Raw genomic sequence first — 20,793 nt, 5'->3', positions numbered from 1 at the left:
ACGAGCCGACACCGACACGCGACCGGCTAGCCTGCGCGCAGGAGCAAGCAACCGAGGGAGTGGCCGTGTCGCACGTCGTGGTGGTCGGTGCAGGGATCGTCGGGCTGGCCGTGGCCGCGCGACTGACGCACGACGGGCACCGCGTCACCGTCGTCGAGAAGGAGGACGGCCTCGCGCGGCACCAGACCGGCCGCAACTCCGGCGTCATCCACTCCGGCCTCTACTACGCGCCGGGCAGCCTCAAGGCGCGCATGTCGGTGGCGGGCGCGCGCCGCATGGCCGAGTTCGCGCGCGACCGCGGCGTCGCGGTCGAGATCACCGGCAAGCTCGTCGTGGCGACGTCCGACGACCAGGTGGCCGCTCTGCACCGGCTCGCCGACCGCGCCGGGGCGAACGGCGTGCCCGCGCAGCTCGTGGGCAAGGCCGGTGCACGCGAGCGCGAACCGCACGTCGCCTGCGTCGACGCGTTGTGGGTCGAGAGCACGGGGATCGTCGACTACGTGGGCATCTGCCGGGAGCTGGCCCTCGACGTCACCGACGGGGGCGGCCAGATCCTGGTGTCGACGCAGGTCGAGTCGGCCGACGAGCACCCCGACAGCGTCGAGGTGCGGTTCACCGACGGCACGCAGCTGCGTGCCGACGCGCTGGTCGCGTGCGCCGGACTGCAGGCCGACCGCGTGGCCCGCGCCTGCGGCCTGAGCCCCGAGGCACGCATCGTGCCGTTCCGGGGCGAGTACTTCGAGCTCACCGACCGGGCGTCCGAGCTGGTCAACGGCCTCGTGTACCCGGTGCCGGACCCCCGGTTCCCGTTCCTCGGCGTGCACCTGACCCGCATGATCGGCGGCGGCGTGCACGCCGGCCCGAACGCTGTGCTCGCCCTCGCGCGGGAGGGGTACCGCTGGCGTGACGTCGACCTGCGCGACGCCGCCGACGCCCTGACGTGGCCCGGCCTGTGGCGGATGGGCGCGCGGAACGTCGTGCCCGGGGCGCGCGAGGTGGTGCGGTCGCTGTCCCGGCACGCGTTCGCCCGCAGCCTGGCCCAGCTGGTGCCAGCGATCGTCCCGGACGACCTCGTGCCCTCCCCCGCGGGCGTGCGCGCGCAGGCCGTCGCGCGGGACGGGTCGCTCGTTGACGACTTCCTGGTGCAGCGCACCGGGCGGCAGGTGCACGTGCTCAACGCGCCCTCGCCGGCCGCGACCTGCGCCCTGGAGATCGCCGACCACCTGGTGGGTGGGCTCGCGGTCTGACAGCGGGTTCACAGACTTGGACCGAACGTGTGAGCGGGGTCCGGTTGCTCGGGTGAAATAGACCCCCGAGCGGCCTTCCCGGGTATCTGCGTAGGTACCGTGAGCACGTTCCATATGTCCCGTTTGAGCGCATGTGTCTCACGCCACAGCTCCACGCCCCCGAGGTAGTCGATGCCCCCCAGCCGCCGCACCCGCACCGCCCTGCGCGGCTGCGGCGTCGCGTTCGCGGCGGTGCTGGTGCTCGGCTCGGCGGCCGCGTGCACGGCGCACGACAGCACCGGCACGGCCGGCGCACCGCCGTCCGGACCGGCAGTCGCCGGCTCGACCACCGGTCCCGGCGCGACGAGCCCCGCCACCCCGCCGAGCGCAGGGTCAGGTGCGGTGTCGACCACGCCCGCAGGTACAGCTGGTGGTGCATCCGGGTCCGCGACCAGCGCCTCCGAGACGCTCCCGGACGCTGCCGCGCGCAAGCCGGGTCCCGCCGGCCTGGCCCCGGCGGCCGCGCCAGGACCCTCACTCACCGGTCCGCTGCCTGCCACGGCCGCAGCCAGCGGTGTGCTCGTCGCCGGGTTCCCGAAGGACGTCGTCCCCGTACTCGCGGGGGTCGACGTCGTATCCAGCTCCGTCTCGTCGTCGGGCACCAGGCTGCAGGTGGGACTCGAGGGCAGCAGCGGCGCCGCGCCCACCGACGTCACGGGCGCCTACGTCGCGGCGTTGGGCGGCGCAGGTTTCGCTGTCGGCGACTCGCCCGCGATCGCCGGCTCCACCGCGACCGCGTTCACACGCGGACCCGACGGGCTGGTGCTGACGGTGCGGGACCGCGCCGGCGGCGGCACCGACCTGACCGTCGCCGGCACACTGACGACGGCCGGGTGACGCGGCGTGTACCTCTCGCTGCGTGACCGCCCCGCGCCCCGCGACAAGGCCGCCTCGCCCGAGGAGCTCCGCGCAGAGCGGGCCGCCCGCCGCAAGAAGGTCTCCTCGGTCGTCGTGACGCTGGGCGTCGTCAGCATGCTCACCGACATCTCGTCGGAGTCGGTCGCCGCCGTCCTCCCGCTCTACGTCACCACCGCCCTCGGGCTGTCGACGCTGGCCTACGGGTTCCTCGATGCGCTCATGCAGGGCGCCAGTGCCATCGTGCGGATCGCCGGCGGCTGGGCGGCCGACAAGGGCGACCACCCCAAGTGGGTGGCGGTCATCGGATATGGCCTGTCCGCCGTGACCCGAGGCGTCCTGCTCATCGCGAGCAGCTTCGGCGCCCTCACGGCCGTCGTCGCGTTCGACCGGGTGGGCAAGGGCATCCGCACTGCACCCCGCGACGCGATGATCACCGCGTCTTCCGACCCGCGGGCGCTCGGCCGGTCGTTCGGCGTCCACCGCACCCTCGACACCGTCGGCGCCGCACTCGGACCGCTCCTCGCGTTCTGCGTGCTCTGGGCCATCCCCGACGGGTACCACACGGTCTTCGTCATCTCCTTCGGCGCTGCGATCCTCGGCCTGGCCGCCCTTGTCCTGCTCGTCCCCGACATGCGCCCGCGCCGCGCGGCGTGGATCACGCAGCACCGCACGCGCGAAGAGCGCAAGCTCCCCAAGTGCAAGGGCTGCGCCTGCGACATCCCCGGCGTCGCCCCGGCCGGTCGTCCGTTCAGCTGGTCGTTCCTGGTCGAGCCGGGTCTGCGGCGCATCTTCCTCACCGCGGGCGGCCTCGCGCTGCTGACCGTGGGCGACGGCTTCATCTACCTCTCGCTGCAGTCCCGCGACGGCTTCGCGACGAAGTGGTTCCCGCTGCTGTACGTGGGCACCAACATCGCGTACATGCTGCTCGCGACGCCGATGGGGCGCGTCGCTGACCGGTTCGGGCGCGCCCGGGTGTTCGTGTTCGGGCACGTCGGCCTCGCCGCGGCGTACGTGTGCGCAGGGATCGCGACCGCGTCCGCCTACTCGACGATCGCCGCCCTCGTGCTGCTCGGAGCCTTCTACGCCGCCACCGACGGGGTCATGTCGGCCCTCGTCGGCAGGCTCGCGCCCTCGAGCTCGCGCGCCGCAGCGATCGGCACAGCGCAGACCGTCGTCGCCGTCGCCCGGATGGCCGCCTCCGCGGCGTTCGGGGTCCTCTGGTTCACGGTCGGCCGCGGACCCGCGATCCTCTCCGTCGCGGTCCTGCTCGCGTGCGCGATCCCGGTCGCATGGATCACCGTCCGGAGGCTCGACCAGCCCGAAGAGGCCCTCGAGGCCGCGGGCGTCGGCCTGTGAGGGGCTGGTCGCCTCGCGTCACGATCCTCGTCGTCGTCACGCTCGTGGTGGTGCTGGCGGTCGGTGGGTACGTGTACAACGCCTGGAGGTCCCACCAGGACGCCGTCGCGTCGGCGCCACCCGTGGCGTCCACGGACCTGGCCGGCGTGCTGGCGAAACCGCACATCGTCTTCCGATCGACGCTGCCGGGCAACGAGTACGGGCTGGTGGCCGCGGTCCCTCTCGATGCCCCGGACGGACCCCGCGCGTTCACCGACGTCGCGTGCGACCGTGTGGACGTGGCCGGCTCGTCGGCGTCATGCCTGCGCACGGTCGCAGGCATCGCCACGCGCTGGGAGGCGGACGTGCTCGACAGCTCGTTCGGCACCGTCAAGACGTGGGGCCTGCCCGGGATCCCGAGCCGCACGCGGCTGTCCGACGACGGCACGCTGGTCGCCACGACCGCGTTCGTGACCGGCCACTCGTACGCGAGCGTCGGCTTCTCCACCCTCACCGAGGTCCACAAGGTCGACGGGACGGACCTCGGCAACATCGAGGAATTCGCGCTCACCGTCAACGGGCAGCCCTTCAACCCGACGGACCGCAACATCTGGGGCGTGACGTTCATCGACGACGCCACGTTCTACGCCACGGCAGCCTCTCAGTCGGCCGGCAAGACGTGGCTGGTGAAGGGCTCGCTGTCGGCGCGGACCCTCACGTCCGTCCACGAGAACGCCGAGTGCCCGTCGGTCTCACCGGACCGGAAGAAGGTCGCGTACAAGAAGGTGGTCGAGAAGGTCTCCGGCCAGCCGGTATGGGCCCTGGCCGTCCTCGACCTCGCCTCGGGTCAGGAGACGCTGCTGCCCGCAACGAAGGGTCTCGACGACCAGGCCGAGTGGCTCGACGACGACACGTTGCTGTACGGGCTGCCGCGTGTGAACGAAGCCGGGACGACGGACGTCTGGAGCGTCAAGGCCGTTTCGAACTCCACACCAACCGTGCTGATCCCCGGCGCCTGGTCACCCGCGGTCGTCCGATGAGGCCCGGCTCGCGAGTGATGCGTTGCCTGGTGTACGCGCCCTACTCGTTCAGCGGGCGCGGACCGGCGGAGAGCTGCGCGCAGCTCGCACACGGGATGGCCGCTGACGGGACCATCGTGGAAGTGTTCGCGGGCCGACAGCGGACACCGCTCTCGGACGACGTGACCGTGCACGCACCATTTCCCTTCGTCACCGGTCGGCTCCCTTGGCCGCGGATCGAAACGGTCGCACTCCGCCGTCTCGAGAGCCAGTTCCGGGCCGTGCTAGCTCGGGCGGATCCGGGCACCACCGTCGCGCACTTCTGGCCCGGAACCCCCGCGCACCTGATCGTCGAGGCGCACTCACGGGGACTGCTCACCGTCAGGGAGATGATCAACTCCGCACTGGCCACCTCTGGGCCGATCCTGGACGCGGCCTACGCGCGGCTCGGCCTTCCACCGACGCACACCGTGACGTCCGATGCGATCGCCGGCGAGAGTGCTGAGCTCGAGCTGTACGACTACTTCTTCGCGTCGAACCCTGAAGTCGAACGCTCCTTGCTGGCTCTAGGCCTCTCATCGGACCAGCTCCTCTCGACCACCTTCGGATGGAGCCCCGAGCGGTTCGAGGGCGCGAAGTCGACCGAGGCGGCCGGAACATTCCGCCTCATCTTCGTCGGGCGAATCGGAGTGCGCAAAGGCGTACCAGAGCTGCTGGAGGCGTGGAGATCGATCGACGTCGACGGCGAGCTCCTCCTGGTAGGGACGGTCGACGAGGAGATCAGGCAGCTCGTCGAGTCCCACACCCGATCCGGACGCGTGCGGCTGTCGGGATACGTGAACAACCCGGCGGAGCTCTACGCCCGGGCGAGCGTCTTCGTGTTTCCGACGTGGGAGGAAGGTGGGCCCCAGGTGACCTACGAGGCCGCCGCCGCCGGACTTCCGATCATCACGACACCCATGGGAGCGGCACGACTGGTCGAGGACGGACGTACCGGAATCATCGTCGACTCGGGTTCACCCGGTCAGATCGCAGCGGCGATCCGCGCTCTCGCGGCGGATGCCCAGACGCGACGCGCCTACGGCGCAGCGGCGCAGGCCGCATCGCGCGAGTTCACGTATCCACGCGTCGGAGCTCAGCGGGCGGCCTTGCTCCGCAGGACCCTGCGGTCGCATCGCGGGAACTCGCTCTGACCGGGACCTCTGCCCCGGCCGCGACCCGCATCGGTCAGGGCTTGATCTGCTCACCGCTGCGCCGACCGACGGGCGCCCCCGACTTCGGACCCGCGGGCCGTCGTCGCGGAGGCGCGCCCTGCCTTGCTCGTCGTCCGGTGGCGTGGAACGTCCGGCGGGACGACCCCGGCCCAACGCTGACGCAAGGCCCTCGGTTCGAGGATCTGCACAGCGGCGAACACGCCCACGCCGCAGAGCACCCAGATCATGGCAACCGCTCGCATGGGGCTGCCCCCGAAGAAGAAGATCGACGGATCGGCAGGTACGACGGTCGTCGTGATCAGGTCGGACGCCCGCGTCCCCTTCTGCAGCCCGGCGAGCTCGGTGTTGATCCTGTCGATCAGCGTGCGCTGCCGTGCTCGGACATCCTCAGGCGTCGGGCCACTTACCTGCACGTCCAGCACCTGGCGGGAGTAGACCTTCGACCACTGGCCTCCGTAGTTGGGCAGCTGGACGGTCGAACCATCCAGGATGCCCTGCCCGACGATCGTCGCAGCCGGGTCCGCCATCTGGTTCCAGACGACGTTGCCGTTGACGCGTTTGGCCACCGCGCCTGCGGCGATGATCAGGTCGCTGGATGTCACGGTCAGCGCGTTCGGGTTCACGGCGCTGGTGGGGGCCAGGAAGGTCACTTCTGCACGGGACCAATAGACGCCTGGTTCGTGCATGGCGCTGTAGCTGGCGAGCAAACCGATCATCACGGCACCGATGAGGACGTACCAGTGACGGAGCAACGCTTGCGTCGTGTCCCAGATGGTCACCGCGGGTTCCCTCCTGCCACGACTAGAAGTCTGACATGGAGACGATCCGTCACATACGCGTCAACGGATGAAGAAATCGTGATGAAACGGACAGGATTCCGGAACCCTCTGCTCGACGTGGAAGGCCCCCGGCTAACCTGAACGCACCCGTCGTCGTTCCCCACGGAGCCCCTGGCGGGCAGTCTCGATCGGAGCAACAAACATGGAGTTCACAGCACTCGCCGCGTCGCTCCTGCGACGTTGGTACGTCGTGCTCCTCGGACTCGCGCTGACCGCCGGGCTCGTGTACGTCGCGAAGGGCGCGGTACCCCCGACGTACAGTGCGAACGGTAGCGTCCTGCTGCTGCCGCCCTCGGCGGCCCCGGCTGATGGCTCCAACCCATTGCTCTCCCTGGGTGGCCTCGAGCAGCCAGCGGCGCTCGTCGTGGCCTACCTCGCAGGCGATGAGCCTCGGCAGACGTTCGCCAAGAGCTATCCGAACGCGACGTACGACATCGTCCTTGACCCGCTCTCTCGAGGACCCTTGATTCTGATCCAGGTGCAGGACCCGTCGCCGAGCGGGGCCATGGCGGCCCTGCACGGTGTCCTGGGGACGTTGCCCGGTGCGCTGACGACGCTCCAGGACCGGGTCGACGCTCCGGCCAAGTCGCGCGTGGGCTCGATGGACCTGTCGGTCGACAGCACGCCTACGACGGTGAAGAAGGCGACCCTGCGCGCGGTCATCGGCGCCGCAGGCCTCGGCCTGATGCTGACCCTCGTCGGGGCCGTCGCGTTCGACAGCCTCGCCGCGCGGCGGGCCGAACGACGTCGTGCGAGGACGCTGGCCGAAGTCGCCCAGGATGCCGACGAGGCCGCTCCTGCTGTCGCGCCGAAGCCGATCGTCAGGCCCGCATCCAGAGTCACCGCCGCTCCGCCCGCGCAGGATCCCTCCGGCGCGAACGACGGAACGCCGGTCTGGGATGCGGGGACCGCGTCCGCGCCGCCGGCACCCGAGCCCGAGCCGACGCCTGCTGCGGAGCCCGAGCACGTCCAGCCTGACGCCGACGATGGCCTGAGGGAGGAGTCCGAGGAGACCACCGCGCTCGACGAACCGGCCGCTGAGTGGCCCTTGCGGATCCACGGGATCGAGAGCAAGGACTTCTGGCGCGCCGAGGAGCCGTACGGAGCAGAGTGGCCGCCTCGAACGGAAGAGGAGTCAGCGCGTGACGGCGACGAGACCCGAGTCGCACCCCGCGCGTAGCCAGGGGCCCGCATCCCTCCCGCGTCGCGACGTCGTGCGTGGGACGGGCGTCCTCGCCTGGATCACGGTCTACATCGTTCTGCTCTTCGGCATCCCGTCGCGGCTGGTGTTCCACCCGCTGGGTAGCGCCGGAGCTCCATCGACGCTCTTCGGCCTCGCAAGTGCCCTCGTGTGGCTGCTCGCAGAGCTCTGGCGTTCGGCCAGCGTCACCGGCCCGCGACGCCCGATCCGTGTCGCGCTCTCGATCTTCCTGGTAGCGGTAGGCATCAGCTACGTCGTCGCGATGACGCGACCACTCGATCCGGACGAGCTCAGTCCCGCCGATGTCGGGGTGCTCGTCGTCCTGTCATGGTCCGGGGCCATGCTGGTCGCCCACGACGGTCTCACCAAGCTCCACGATCTCGAGGTGCTCGTTCGTCGGTTCGCTCTCGTCGGTGGGATCATGGCAGCGGTCGGACTGGCACAGTTCGTCACGAAGCAGCCGTTGGTCGATCGCATCGCAATCCCCGGCCTCACCGCGTCCACGGGCGTCGATGCATTCTTCCGGAACGGTCAGGTCCGGATATCGGGCACTGCGACGCACCCCATCGAGTTCGGCGCACTCCTGTCGATCCTGCTTCCGATCGCCTTGCACACGGCACTCCACCCGAAGGGTGCCTCGCTGATCCGTCGATGGTTCCCGGTCGCGACGATCTCCTTGGCTCTCGCCCTGTCGATGTCGCGCTCCGCATACATCGGTCTCGCGATCAGTCTCATCGTGCTCCTCATCGGTTGGCCACCGGTCCTGCGCTGGCGCGTCGGCGGTTCCTTCCTCGTTGTCGGGGTCATGCTGTGCGCCACGGTTCCTCGCCTGTTCAGCTCTGTGCGCGGGATGTTCGCGAACGCCAAGGACGACCCGAGCATCACGTCTCGGACGGACAGCTATGCCGTCGCCCTGCAGTTCATCGAGCACGCGCCATGGTTCGGGCGCGGCTTGGGCACGTTCTTGCCGAAGTACCGCATCTTCGACAACAACTACCTGGGGCTGCTCGTGAGCGTCGGGATCGTGGGCACCATCGCATTCATCGCTATCCCTCTCACCGCGATCGCTGTGCTGCTGCACCGGCGACGGCGCTGGTCGGACGAGAGCGCTCGTGACCTGGCACTGTCGCTGGTCGCGGGCATCATCGCGGGTTCGGTGTCACTGGCGTTCTTTGACGGGTTCGGCTTCCCGATGACGATGGGAACCCTCTTCCTCACGCTCGGGATCGCCGGCGCTCTGATCCGGCTCCGGCCCAGCGACCGAGATCCGCACGGCAAGCCTCGCGTAGCCGTGCGACAGCCGCGCCCGGCCGCGGTCACGGTCGACCCGGGCGTCATCGAGTTCCGGGAGCCGACAGGTGAGCTCGGCGTCGCAGATCCGGTTCACGTACCGCCGGCGCCGCGCTGAGTCGCGCCGGCACCCCGAGCGCGCACGAACGACTCGAGCGCGCCCGGCTCGTTCAGGTCGACATACGTCCGACCCCAGGGATCCTCGCGCTCAAGGACCATGTCGTCCGACACAGGGGTCGACCGGTTGCCCAGCAGGGCATCGAACACGCCGACGTACCGGGCTCGCTGAGGCCGCCAGTCCAGCTCCGCGACCGCGCGATCTCGCGACGCCAACGAGAGTGCAACCCGGTAGTCGTCATCGTCCAGCAGACGTTCGACGGCGTCAGCGAACCCGCGAATGTCCCCCGACGGAACGCTCACTCCTGCGTCGCCGGCCGAAAAGGCGGTCTCTGCGAGGTCGAACGACACGGCAGGTACCGCATACGTCATGTACTCCATCGTCTTGTTCATCGTGGAGGCATCGTTGAGGGGCGTCTTCCGATCCGGACCGAGTCCCGCGCTCGCCACACTCAGGTAGTCACCGATCTCCCGGGGGCCCACGCGACCAGTGAACTCGACGTACTCGTCGAGGCCGAGCGACGTGCTCAGGGCCCGCAGCTCCTCGAGCGTGTCGCCGAACCCCAGCAGGGCCACTCGGACGTCGTTGCGCCGTCGGACGTGCACGAGCTCCTGCATGACCTCGAGGACGACGTGCACGTCGTCCTGCGGGCCCATGATTCCCAGATAGACGAGCAGGTGCACGCCTTCGCCGGGGTCACCGACGGGGACGATGGGCCGCATCCGACGGGTGTCGGGACCGCTCCGCACGACCTCCGTGTGCTCCCTCGGCACACCGCCGCGTTCGAGCGCGACGCGGCGGTAGGACTCGTTGGTCGAGATGACCCGGTCGGCTGCGCGGAACGTGCGGCGCTCGAGCCAGAGCAGGCCGCGGTACTGGGCTCGCGCGGCGAACGAGCGTGGTTCCCCGAACCGCGACCGGAACAGCTCGGGGTTGAGGTCGTGGTGGTCGAAGACGAAGCGGACCCCGACCACCCGCCACAGCAGCGCGAGCAGCCAGTAGGTGTCCGGCGGGTTGCACGCCTGGATGACGTCGAAGCCTCGCTCGCGGCGGACCACGACCGACAGCGCTGCCGTGCGCAGCCAGGAGTACACGAACTCGACGACGAACCCGAGCAGCCCGCTCGCTTCCGGTGCCGGTCGGTACTTGTAGATCGCGACGCCCTCGAGCACCTCTCGTGCCGGATCACCTGGGCCCTTGGGGCAGATCACGCTGACCCGGTAGCCGGCGGCAGTCAGCGCCTGCGCCTCCAGCCACACCCGGCGATCGAGCGGGACCGGCAGGTTCTGGACGATGATCAGGACGCGCGGAGGTCGCACGGGGCGCGCCGTCAGGCCGAGCCGAGCTTGCTCTCGACGAACTCGGTGAGCGCACCGAGCGTCTCGAAGATCTCCCCCGAGAACTCCTCGTCGGCGATCGTGATGCCGAACCGGCTCTCGAGGGTGGTGACGACCTCGAGCACCCCGAGGGAGTCGAGCTCCGGCACCGCGCCGAACAGCGGGCTCGAAGCCGACAGGCTGTCCGCGCGATCCTGGATGCTCAGCGTGGTCACGACGACGTTCTTGACGTCGTCGAGGAGGTCGGTGGTCATGAGGCTCCTTGGTGAGGGTTCGGGGGTTCAGACGAGGATCTCGACGGGCGCAGCGTGGCCGAGGAACGCCGTCGGGCTGGCCGTCAGCCCGTAGGCGCCTGCCAGGAAGACGACGATGAGGTCGCCCACGTCGGCTCGGGGCAGCTCGACGCGGTCGCCGAGCAGGTCGAGCGGGGTGCAGAGGCAGCCGACGACCGTCGCCGTCTCCTCCGGGTCCGCGCCGACGCGTGCGCCGACCGCCAGCGGGTAGTTGCGGCGGATGACCTGGCCAAGGTTGCCGGACGCGGCGAGCTGGTGGTGCATCCCACCGTCCACCACGAGATAGGTGCTCCCCCGCGAGACCTTGCGATCGACGACGCGTGTCACGTAGACGCCCGCCTCGGCGACCAGGTAGCGACCAAGCTCGACGACGAAGTCGGCGTCGGGCAGAGCGGGCGCGAGCCGACCGTCCACCTGCTCGGCGAGGTTCTCGGCGACCGCGCCGATGTCGAGAGGCTGGTCCTGGGGGAAGTACGGCACGCCGAAGCCGCCACCGAGGTTGACGTAGCGGACCGGCTGCGGCGCGTCCGCGCTCAGCGCCAGGAGGAGGTCGACGGTTCGGACCTGCGCCTGCGTCAGGAGCTCGGCGGAGAGGTTCTGCGAGCCTGCGAACACGTGGAAGCCGAGCAGGTCGAGACCGGCGGCGTCGAGCTCCTTGAGGAGCTCGGGGACCTGCTCCGCGTCCACGCCGAACTGCTGCGGGCCACCGCCCATCCGCATACCCGAACCGCGGACCGCGAAGTCCGGGTTGACGCGGATCGCCACCCGCGGCCGGATCCCGAGCTCGTCACCGGCGGCGACGACGCGGCGACCCTCACCGCTCGACTCGACCTCGATCGTCACGCCGGAGGCGACAGCCTGCTCGAGCTCCGCGACCGTCTTGCCGGGGCCGGCGAAGCTCACACGGCCCGCAGTGATGCCGGTGTCGAGCGCGACGCGCATCTCGTAGGCGCTGGCGACGTCGAGCGAGTCGACCAGCGACGAAAGGAGCTGGACCACGGCAGGCATCGGGTTCGCCTTGACCGCGTAACCCAGACTGAGGCGCGCCGGCAGGGTGGCGCGCAGCTGAGCGACGCGCTGCCCGACGAGACCGCGGTCGTAGGCGAAGAACGGGGTCGATCCGACGCGCCGCGCCAGGCGGTCGATCCCGACCCCGCCCACAGCGAGCTGGCCGTCGACCTGCTCGAAGGCGGCGATCGTGCTGGAAGTCGTCACGACCCGTGCTCCGACCTGATGAGGGTGCGGTCGTACTTGCCGTTGGGTGATCGGGGCACGGCATCCCTGACCACGATCTCGGCGGGCACCATGAACGCCGGCAGTGCGCTGCGCAGTGCGGCCAGGAGAGCTGCCGGATCCAGCGTCCGGCCCGGCTCGGGAGCCACCACCAGGACGATCCGCTGCCCGAGCTTCGCGTCCTCTGCTCCGAACGCGACCGCGTCCAGTGCGAGGCCGGTGGCCAATGCCGCCTCCTCGACCTCGTTCGGGCTCACCCGGTACCCCGAGGTCTTGATCATCTCGTCGGCGCGGCCGACGAAGTAGAGGAAGCCGTCGTCGTCGGCGACGACCGTGTCGCCGGACCAGACCGCGAGCTCCGGCAGCCGTCGACCCGTGGTCGGGCCCGGCACGGGCCGGAAGCGCTGCGATGTCCGCTCCTCGTCGCCCCAGTACCCGAGGGAGACAAGAGCGCCGCGATGCACGAGCTCGCCGGGTTCCCCCGGGTCGCAGCGTGTCCCGTCCGGACGGACCACGAGGATCTCCGCGTTCGGGATCGCCTTGCCGATCGAGTCGGGACGGCGGTCGACCTCGGCCGGGTCCAGGTAGGTGGACCGGAACGCCTCGGTCAGGCCGTACATCAGGTAGGGCCGGGCTGCTGGGAACGTGGCCCGCAGGCGGTCGAGCGTGGTCTTCGGCATCCGGCCACCGGTGTTCGCGAAGTAGCGCAGTGATTCCGTGGCCTCGGCGGGCCAGTCCAGCCCTGCGATCTGGATCCACAACGGCGGGACGCACGTCAGGCCGGTCACCTTCCATCGGGCGCACGCCCGTGGGACGTCGGCCGCCACGAGGTAGTTGAGAAGGACGACGTGGGCGCCGACGTTCAGCGCCGTCGTCACCTGCGACAGCCCGGCGTCGAAGCTCAGCGGAAGCACCGACAGGATGACGTCGTCGGACGTGTTCTCGAGATACTGGCTCACGCTCTGCGCGCCGACGATGAGGTTGCGGTGGCTCAGGACCACACCCTTGGGGAGGCCCGTGCTGCCCGACGTGTAGAGGATGGCCGCGATGTCGAGGTCGATCCCGCGTGGCGGTGGCTCGGCCGTCGCGTCGTCGAGGAGGTCCGCCCAACCGTGCACCGCTACCCCGACGGGCGCCACGCCCGGCCCGTCGACGACGACGACGTGCTCAAGGTCCGGGCTGTGAGCGACCACGTCGGCCAGGAGGTCGAGCCGTGCCGCCGAGGTCACCAGGACCCGCGCACCGCTGTCGACGAGGATGTGCGCCACCTGCGCGGGCTTGAGCAACGGGTTGACGGGCACGAACGCGGCGCCGGCGACCGAAGCCCCGAGGAACGCGACCACGGTCTCCGGCCGCTTCTCGAGGAAGACGGCTACCCGGTCCTCGCGCGCCAACCCGAGGCCGGCATACGCCGAACCGCATCGGCGCGCGAGCGTCCACAGCTCCCCATAGGTCAACGTCTCGTTCTTGAACGAGAGCGCGGGGGCGTCGGCGGACGACAGAGCGCGCGATGCCAGGAGGTCGTGCCAGACGGTCACCACGGCGTCAGCGTACTGATCCCCGTTCCCCGGATCCGGGACAGAAGGGGTGAACTCACCACCGCACGCAGGTGATCTCGCTGTACAGGTCGTCGACGTCCGCAGGCGAGACACCGGCCCCGCGGTACAGCTTCGGGCGCCCCTGGATCGTCCGCGAGAGCGACACGGGACCACCGACGATGCGACGTTCGGCAAGCAGGAACGGGATGCCCCGCACGAGGAGGTGGCCGCTCAGCCGACCGACCACCCGGCCGAACAGCGCGGTGTCGCCGACGTAGACCATCGAGGCGAAGAGGGGAAGCCGCTTCCGTCGAACGCGGCGGTAGATCACATAGCATGGTTGTCCACGGAAAAGCAATACTACGTTCGAGATTGCTTCCGCCCCCCGATGGCTCCGAAACACCTCGAGATCGGCGCCCGAGATCAGGTCCGGGATGCGGCTTTCGTCCGTTACCACCTCGACCCGATGATTCACCCGGATGGCGGGTAGTGAAGGTCGGACGTCCGTGGTCGTGTCGAGCCGCCGGAAGCCGAGGCGTTCGTCGATCGTCACCACCGAGCCGCTGGGCGACAGGTCGGTGTAGACGTCGCAGCCCATCGCGAGAAGAGCTCGCAGGAGGCGCAGGCCATGCGCTCCGTAGCCGTCGAGGACGCACCACGCGGCCAGGTTGCAGACCGTCCACACCCTCCCCGCGACAACCCGCTCGGAGAAGAACGCGACGTAGACGCCGACCAGATTCTGGCCCACACGCAGGCAAAATCCGTGATGTGGCTGGGCGACGGGCCACGGCGGGACGATCGCCCGCGCCCACTCGTCGACCGACAGTCGCGGGTTCAGGTTCTCGTGCAGGAAGCGCGCCACCTCGGGCACGCTCGCGTCGTCGATCGGCTCGACCTGCGGGGTATCGGTCATGGTCCCAGAAGCATCCCATGTCGGTCCAAAGCGGTCACAGGCGCCATCGCTCCAGTCAGAGGCCGTCACGACTCGAGGGCCCCCCTCGCGTTAGTGCCCCCGGGCAAGCGGTTACCAAAATCTCACGGAGTGAGACAACGGCGGCATTCTTCCGGATTGGACGTTTGCCCAGATCAGCGCCCGATCGCCGGGATTATCCGATTGACCCGACCGGGTGAAAGTTTGCCGCTACCCTCACTCATGTCAGCATGAGGGCCGCTTCGTTATCAGAACGCAACACAACGGCGCCCCTCCGGACGGAGACATGGGCCAGCGGTCCACCGGGCCGCCCCCGCGGCGCCGCGATGGATGGGAGCAAGACCTCATGAACCGATCGAGCACGCATCGAGTGCCGCCGCGGAGAACCCCGCTGGCACGCGTCCTGGCAGTCGTGGCAACCGCCGCAGTCGTCGGCGTGACCCTGACTGCTGCCAGTTCTGGCGCACCCCTCACTGCGGCGCAGTCGGCAGCGGCAATTCCCGGCAAGGTCACCATCTGGGGTGACGGCACCCCGGTCGGCGTCCAGGACAGCGACACCAACAGCGTCGAGCTGGGCACTCCGTTCACCCCGGCCAAGGACGGCATCGTCGTCGGGGTCCGCTTCTACAAGACGCCGGACAACGGTGGGACCCATATCGGGAACCTCTGGGACGCGACGGGCAAGCGCCTCGCGACCGCCACGTTCTCCGGTGAGACGCGTCAGGGGTGGCAGACGGTCTACTTCGACAAGCCGGTCAGCCTGACGGCCGGCGGCGGCTACGTCGCGTCGTACCTCGCGCCCCAGGGCCGGTACATGCAGACGCAGCAGTTCATGTCCGGGTCCACGACGCCGCTGCTGTCGGTCCCGCTGGGTCACACGGGCACCTACGCCTACGGCAAGTCCTCCGCGTTCCCCAAGAACACGTGGAACCGCAGCCAGTACTGGGTCGACGCGGTCTTCGCCCCGACGGATGCGACGTCCGGGACCCCCGCCCCGCCGGTCCCGACCGCGACGCCCACGCCGACACCGACCAAGACGCCTGCGCCGACCCCCACGGCCACGCCCAAGCCGACGCCCACCCCGACGGTGACGCCGACGCCGACCCCGACGCCGACCGCCACGCCCAAGCCGACGCCTACGCCTACGCCGACACCGACACCGACTCCCACGCCGACTCCCACGCCGCCGGCACCGGTCGGAGCATTCCCCAACGCCTCCACCACCGGTGTGCCGGCCGGAGTGGCGCTCACGCCCTACACGGGTCCCTCGCGGATCACCCAGGCCGGCACGGTCATCGACTCCAAGGTCATCACGACCCCGCTCGTGATCGCGGCCGGAGCCAACAACGTCACGATCCGCAACTCGGTGATCAGGGCGAACGGCTACTGGCTCGTGCTGAACGACGAGGGCGCCACCGGCCTCCAGGTCCTCGACACCGAGCTCGACGGTCTCAACAACACGAACAGTGATGCCGCGGTTGCCGGCCGGAACTACACGCTGACGCGGGTCAACGTGCACGGCACCGTCGACGGCCTCAAGATCGGCGACAACGTGAACGTGCTCGACTCGTACATCCACGACCTCGTCCTGACCGCTGAGTCGCACAACGACGGCATCCAGTCGCTGGGGTCGGACAACGTCCGGATCGTGCACAACACGATCATCGTGGCGAACGGCGGGACCTCCGCCATCCTCCTGTCGACCGGGTCCGCGGAGTCGATGAAGCACATCCTCATCGACAGCAACCTGCTCGGAGGCGGCGCCTACACCGTCTACGGCGGATACCAGCCCGGCGTCGATGTCCTGTCGCGGGTGGGTGACGTGGTCATCTCCAACAACCACATCACCACCGTGGTGTTCCCCAACGGAGGTGCCTACGGCCCGTTCACGTCTGTCGGTTCGCCGGCAGTCACGATGAGCGGCAACGTCTGGCAGGACGGGAAGAACGCGGGACACGCCATCTCCTGACGTCCCGTCTGCCTGAACCGCACCGGACGTGATCCCGTAGTCTCGGGGATCGCGTCCGGTGCGGTTCCGTGCCGGTCCGGCGTTCGTTCTCGGGGCCGTCCGGCGAACCGCGAGAAGTCGACCCTGGCTGACGACTGGAGGCCTAGTGATCAGCGTCGTCATCGCCGCCTACAACGAGGCCGCCGTGATCGGCCGCAACCTTGACCTGCTGCTCGAAAAGAGCACCCCGGGGGAGCTCGACGTCATCGTCGTCGCCAACGGCTGCACGGACGACACCGTGGAGAGAGCCTCTGCCCGCGGGGTCCTCGTCATCGACCGGCCCACCCCAGGGAAGGCGGCTGCACTCGACGCCGGCGACGCGCTCGCCAAGGGCTATCCGCGCGTCTATCTGGACGCGGACATCGCCGTCACCACGGATTCAGTACGGGCGGTCGCCGCAGCCTTGGCCGGTCTGCCGACGAACGGCGGTACGAAGCCCCTTGCCGCCGCGCCCTGCCGACGACTGGTGCTCACCGGTCGGCCGCTCGCCGTCCGCTGCTATTTCGCGATCCAGTCCAGGCTGCCGGCCGCACGCACCGGCCTGTACGGCCGGGGGATGATCGCACTCTCCGATGAGGGTCGGGCGCGGTTCGACCGGTTCCCGGAGATCCTCGCCGACGACCTCTTCCTCGACTCCCTGTTCTCGGCCGGGGAGCGCATCATCGTCACCTCGGTCCACACCGATGTCGAGACGCCCCGCCACACGACGGACCTGCTACGCCGCCTGACGCGCGTCCGGCGGGGCAATGCCGCGCTGCGTCGGCGGGCCACTACCGACGCGTCCGTCGGCCAGGTCCGCAGCTCGCAGCCGTTCAGCTGGTTCTTCGACGTCGTGCTGCGCAGACCCTGGCTCGCACCGGCCGGCGTCGTCTTTGCTGTACTGACGCTCGTCGCCGAGCAGCGCGCGCGCCGTGAGAGCGACGACTGGGGTTCCGACACCTCAAGCCGGACCGACGGCGCCGCGAGGGACGCGTGATGGGCGAGCCACCCGTGCACAACATCTGCTTTCACGGCATCGGCGACCCTGGCCGAGCGATCGACGAAGACGAGGCCCGCTACTGGGTGACGCACAACGACTTCCTACGGATCCTCGACGCGATCGCACCGTGGCCGACGCTCGCGATCTCGTTCGACGACGGGAACGCGTCAGACGTCGAGCTCGGAATGCCCGCACTGCAAGAACGGGGCCTGACAGCGACGTTCTTCGTTCTGGCGGGGCGCCTGGACGTGCCGGGGAGCCTCGCCTCGACCGACGTCGTGGCACTGCGCGACGCCGGCATGGGGATCGGTTCGCACGGCATGGACCACGTGTCGTGGCGGTCGCTGACCCCCGACGCCCGTCAGCGCGAGCTCGTGGACGCTCGCGACGTCATCTCCGGGATCGCTGGGGGCGTCACGGAGGCAGCGCTGCCCCGCGGCCAGTACGACCGGACGACACTGAGCTGGCTCCGTCGTCTCGGGTACGAGGCTGTCTACACGTCGGACCGACGACCTGGGGCCGCAGGGGCTTGGCTCCAGCCGCGGTTCAGCGCGACTCGCGACGACACCGCCGAGTCGATCACGCGCGCGGCGCTCGACCCGAGATCCGCCGTCGAACGCGCCCGGCTCTCGCTCAAGGGGCTCGTCAAGCGCCTCAGGTGACGATGCTGTGGGGGCCGGGGCGGTCGGCGAGGAACCTTGGGCTGAGAAGGGCGCGCAGTGCGGCCCGACTGGTCCTCTTGCCGATGAGTGCACGGCTACCCTCCCGGCCCACGAGAACTGCCCAGAACAACGCAGCCATGACCGCGTTGTGCCGACGCCTGTACAGCCGCAGCTTGTTCACCACGAGCAGCCGCCACAGAGCAGCGTTGCCAGCAGAACCGCCCTCGAGGTGCACGGCGTGCGCGGTCGGGACGAACCAGGTGCGGTAGCCGCGGTCGCGTGCGCGCAACGCGAAGTCGGTCTCCTCGGAGTAGAGGAAGTACGACTCGTCCCACGGCCCGACGGCAGCCAGACAGTCGGCTGAGAGGAGCAACGTGGAGCCCTCTGCCCAGTCGGTCGCGCTCTCGACCTGATACTCGCGCGGGTCGGTAACCACCTCCCCGACGTGGCCAACCCGGCCAGCCCGCTCTGCACCGAGGACTGCGTCCGCGAACGCGCGACGTAAGGTCGGCTCGCGGCGTCGCGAGGCGATGAGGTCCCCGCGTGCGTCGTTCAGGCGGGGGACGACGATGCCCGCGCCGGTCCGTCCCATCGCCGCCAAGAGCTCGGGCACGCATCCGGTGCCGAGGCGGACGTCGGGGTTGAGCACCAGCACGGCGGTGCACCCCTGGGCTTCCCGCACGCCCGCGTTGATGCCGGCGGCGTATCCGCCGTTACGACCGGTCCGCACGACAACTGCCTCCGGCGCGATCGACTCGATCGCCTCTGCCGTGCCGTCGCGCGAATCGTTGTCGACCACGACGAGGGTCCAGTCGAGGTCGCTCATCCCGGCAGGCAGCGAGGAGATCAGGCCGGGCACCACGTCGACGCTGTTGAACGTCACGACGACGACGGCCACCCGCTCGGGTGTGCCACGCGGGCCACCAGGCACCTGGGTCATCCTCACGGCTCGATCGGTCGGCGAGTGCAGCGCATCGTCGCACGGGACGCGATGAGGCCGCATCACCCGCTCGGACAGCCGGCTCAGTACCGGCCGACCTCCGCCGGGTGAACCTGGACGCAGCCGTCCAACGTGCCCCTTTCGTCCCCTATCGTCGACACGTTCGATGCGACGCCCGGGCGCTCGAGAGGAGGTCACGATGACGCCTACGGATCCACGCCGAACGCCGGTATCGATCGTCTGCGTCTTCAACGACCTCGACGTCCGCACCACGTGCCTGGACGCCTCGATCCGCGCCGGGCTGCCGGATGCGCCCGAGACCGAGTACCTCCCGGTCGACAACCGGGACGGTCGTTTCGCCTCCGCAGGCGCGGCACTCAACGATGGTGCGCGCCGCGCACGTCACGACGTCGTCGTATTCGTCCACCAAGACGTGTACCTCCACTCACTCGTCGCGCTCGAGGCCGCCGCTGCCGCCCTGAAGGACGACCCCGGGACCGGGCTCCTCGGAGCAGTCGGCATCACGTCATCGGGCTCGGTGGCGGGTGTGGTGCGGGACCGGGTCGTCATGATCGGGGCACCCTCGTCACCTTCAGCCCAGGTCGACAGCGTCGACGAGGTGCTGTTCATGATCGAGCGCGACCGGGTGCTCGAGCAGCCGCTGAGCGAGGATCCCGACCTGGCCTGGCACGCTTACGCGGTCGAGTACGGCGCCCGCGTGCGCGATCAAGGGCTGCGGATCACGACGAGCGATGTCGTGCTGACCCACAACAGCATGACCACGAACCTGGACCGGCTCGCCGAGGCACACCACCGCATCGCGGAGCTCTACCCCGCCCTGCTCCCGCTGAGGACCACATGCGGTGTCGTCCGAGCCCCAGGCGAACGGGCGCGCTGGCGTGCCGCGTGGCGCCGTCGTCACGGCGTGGCGACGTGGATCCGCGAGTCCGTTGCCGCCGCGCGGCTCGCCCGTCACGGCCGTCAGCATGTTCGCGACGTCGTGCTCGGCGACGTCCGGCTGACGATCGACGACGTGCTCGACATCGTCAGTGCCTCAGGCGTGGACGTTGTCAACGTCCTGCCGACGTCCGCGGACGTCGAGGCGTGGCAGCCGACGCTCCTGTGGCGGCGCGGGCGCGATGTCGCCGTGACGGCCACGACAGCCGAAGGCCTCGGCCAGTCCGTCACCGCCCGAAGCCCCGGCAGGGCGCTGCTCATCGCAGGGGTCGACGGAGCCGCAGTGAAGGCACTCGCACCCGCACTTGCCGGACTGCCGCACCTGATCGGTGTCGCGCAAGACACCGGCGCATGGATCTTGTGCTCCCCAGCCGTACCGGGCCTGCGTGCGCCCTGGCCCGCGCGCCGCAACGCCCCGTTCGGACTGCGCCCACGCACGGCCGCCGTCCTCGGACCCGTCGTGGAAGCCCGCACGGAGCTTGCGCGGTAGCCGCGATGGGCGAGATATCGGTACACCGAGGCGGGTCTCGATGGGCACGCGGTATCGCCCACGCGACGGCACGGTCGTCGGCATGGGTGCTGGGTACCGCGATAGCCGCGATCGACCTGACGTCCCCGGGTCTGAGGTACGGCTACGTGCATCCGCTCGCACGCGCGCTCTTGTCTCGCCCGCTCGCATCGCTGGGCGCCGTAGACGGAGCCGCCTTCAAGCCGTCGGTCGACAACGGAGCGGCGCGAACGGCCGACCTCCGCTG

At 69.9% G+C, this 20,793-nt stretch carries 18 protein-coding genes; 11 read left to right on the top strand and 7 right to left on the bottom strand.

Annotation, left to right across the window (positions count from 1 at the left end; all coding sequences use genetic code 11):
* Nucleotides 1-65: 65 nt before the first annotated feature.
* From lhgO to ACPPVS_RS03020, 5 genes are all read left to right on the top strand, one after another.
* Nucleotides 66-1,247, top strand: a complete 1,182-nt coding sequence (lhgO, locus tag ACPPVS_RS03040) for an L-2-hydroxyglutarate oxidase (protein ID WP_426594505.1) — start codon at nt 66-68, stop codon at nt 1,245-1,247.
* Nucleotides 1,248-1,418: 171 nt separating this feature from the next.
* Nucleotides 1,419-2,123 carry a hypothetical protein gene (locus ACPPVS_RS03035; protein ID WP_426594504.1) on the top strand — a complete coding sequence of 235 codons (705 nt, stop codon included), beginning with the start codon at nt 1,419-1,421 and terminating at the stop codon, nt 2,121-2,123.
* 6 nt (nt 2,124-2,129) lie between these two features.
* Complete coding sequence (locus ACPPVS_RS03030; RefSeq protein ID WP_426594503.1) at nt 2,130-3,500, top strand: MFS transporter; 1,371 nt, start codon at nt 2,130-2,132, stop codon at nt 3,498-3,500.
* Nucleotides 3,497-4,519: a hypothetical protein gene (locus tag ACPPVS_RS03025; RefSeq protein ID WP_426594502.1), complete on the top strand. Its 1,023-nt coding sequence runs from the start codon at nt 3,497-3,499 to the stop codon at nt 4,517-4,519. Before ACPPVS_RS03030 ends, ACPPVS_RS03025 begins: the two co-directional genes overlap by 4 nt.
* Before the next feature lie 95 nt (nt 4,520-4,614).
* A complete protein-coding gene (locus tag ACPPVS_RS03020; protein WP_426594501.1) occupies nt 4,615-5,691 on the top strand; it encodes a glycosyltransferase in 1,077 nt (358 codons plus the stop codon).
* 50 nt (nt 5,692-5,741) lie between these two features.
* Here the strand turns inward: ACPPVS_RS03020 and ACPPVS_RS03015 are convergent, their stop codons facing one another.
* Nucleotides 5,742-6,491: a hypothetical protein gene (locus ACPPVS_RS03015; protein WP_426594499.1), complete on the bottom strand. Its 750-nt coding sequence runs from the start codon at nt 6,489-6,491 to the stop codon at nt 5,742-5,744.
* Between the two features lie 202 nt (nt 6,492-6,693).
* On the opposite strand from ACPPVS_RS03015, the gene ACPPVS_RS03010 reads away from it, so the two are divergent.
* A complete protein-coding gene (locus ACPPVS_RS03010) occupies nt 6,694-7,731 on the top strand; it encodes a hypothetical protein (protein WP_426594497.1) in 1,038 nt (345 codons plus the stop codon).
* The gene (locus tag ACPPVS_RS03005) at nt 7,694-9,160 is read left to right on the top strand and encodes an O-antigen ligase family protein (RefSeq protein WP_426594496.1); all 1,467 of its coding nucleotides are present in this window, start codon (nt 7,694-7,696) and stop codon (nt 9,158-9,160) included. Before ACPPVS_RS03010 ends, ACPPVS_RS03005 begins: the two co-directional genes overlap by 38 nt.
* On the opposite strand, the gene ACPPVS_RS03000 is transcribed toward ACPPVS_RS03005, so the two are convergent.
* The 5 genes from ACPPVS_RS03000 to ACPPVS_RS02980 are packed head-to-tail and all read right to left on the bottom strand — an operon-like array spanning nt 9,136 to nt 14,543.
* Entirely contained in the window at nt 9,136-10,479 is a 1,344-nt protein-coding gene (locus ACPPVS_RS03000) for a glycosyltransferase family 4 protein (protein WP_426594495.1), read from the bottom strand. The two genes, ACPPVS_RS03005 and ACPPVS_RS03000, sit on opposite strands and share 25 nt — an antisense overlap.
* 11 nt (nt 10,480-10,490) lie before the next feature.
* Entirely contained in the window at nt 10,491-10,751 is a 261-nt protein-coding gene (locus ACPPVS_RS02995) for an acyl carrier protein (protein WP_426594494.1), read from the bottom strand.
* Nucleotides 10,752-10,778: 27 nt separating this feature from the next.
* Nucleotides 10,779-12,005 (bottom strand): pyridoxal-dependent decarboxylase, exosortase A system-associated, encoded by a 1,227-nt coding sequence (locus ACPPVS_RS02990; protein ID WP_426594493.1) that lies wholly within the window; start codon nt 12,003-12,005, stop codon nt 10,779-10,781.
* Complete coding sequence (locus tag ACPPVS_RS02985; RefSeq protein ID WP_426594492.1) at nt 12,002-13,564, bottom strand: acyl-CoA ligase (AMP-forming), exosortase A system-associated; 1,563 nt, start codon at nt 13,562-13,564, stop codon at nt 12,002-12,004. The genes ACPPVS_RS02990 and ACPPVS_RS02985 overlap by 4 nt, the downstream gene beginning before the upstream one ends.
* Nucleotides 13,565-13,616: 52 nt before the next feature.
* On the bottom strand, nt 13,617-14,543 hold the full coding sequence (locus ACPPVS_RS02980) for a hypothetical protein (protein WP_426594491.1): 927 nt from the start codon (nt 14,541-14,543) through the stop codon (nt 13,617-13,619).
* Between the two features lie 361 nt (nt 14,544-14,904).
* On the opposite strand from ACPPVS_RS02980, the gene ACPPVS_RS02975 reads away from it, so the two are divergent.
* From ACPPVS_RS02975 to ACPPVS_RS02965, 3 genes are all read left to right on the top strand, one after another.
* A complete protein-coding gene (locus tag ACPPVS_RS02975; RefSeq protein ID WP_426594490.1) occupies nt 14,905-16,461 on the top strand; it encodes a DUF4082 domain-containing protein in 1,557 nt (518 codons plus the stop codon).
* Nucleotides 16,462-16,606: 145 nt separating this feature from the next.
* Nucleotides 16,607-17,476, top strand: a complete 870-nt coding sequence (locus ACPPVS_RS02970) for a glycosyltransferase (protein ID WP_426594489.1) — start codon at nt 16,607-16,609, stop codon at nt 17,474-17,476.
* Complete coding sequence (locus tag ACPPVS_RS02965; RefSeq protein WP_426594488.1) at nt 17,476-18,141, top strand: polysaccharide deacetylase family protein; 666 nt, start codon at nt 17,476-17,478, stop codon at nt 18,139-18,141. Before ACPPVS_RS02970 ends, ACPPVS_RS02965 begins: the two co-directional genes overlap by 1 nt.
* On the opposite strand, the gene ACPPVS_RS02960 is transcribed toward ACPPVS_RS02965, so the two are convergent.
* Nucleotides 18,134-19,081, bottom strand: a complete 948-nt coding sequence (locus tag ACPPVS_RS02960; protein WP_426594487.1) for a glycosyltransferase family 2 protein — start codon at nt 19,079-19,081, stop codon at nt 18,134-18,136. The genes ACPPVS_RS02965 and ACPPVS_RS02960 overlap by 8 nt on opposite strands.
* Before the next feature lie 199 nt (nt 19,082-19,280).
* Between ACPPVS_RS02960 and ACPPVS_RS02955 the strand changes: the two genes are divergently transcribed.
* Complete coding sequence (locus ACPPVS_RS02955) at nt 19,281-20,528, top strand: glycosyltransferase (RefSeq protein ID WP_426594486.1); 1,248 nt, start codon at nt 19,281-19,283, stop codon at nt 20,526-20,528.
* Nucleotides 20,529-20,793: the final 265 nt, after the last annotated feature.

It is taken from the genome of Cellulomonas sp. McL0617 (assembly GCF_049994875.1).
Taxonomy (GTDB): Bacteria; Actinomycetota; Actinomycetes; order Actinomycetales; family Cellulomonadaceae; genus Cellulomonas.
The sequence above is the reverse complement of the archived record's forward strand: the minus strand, read 5'-3'. Positions and strand labels throughout refer to the sequence as shown.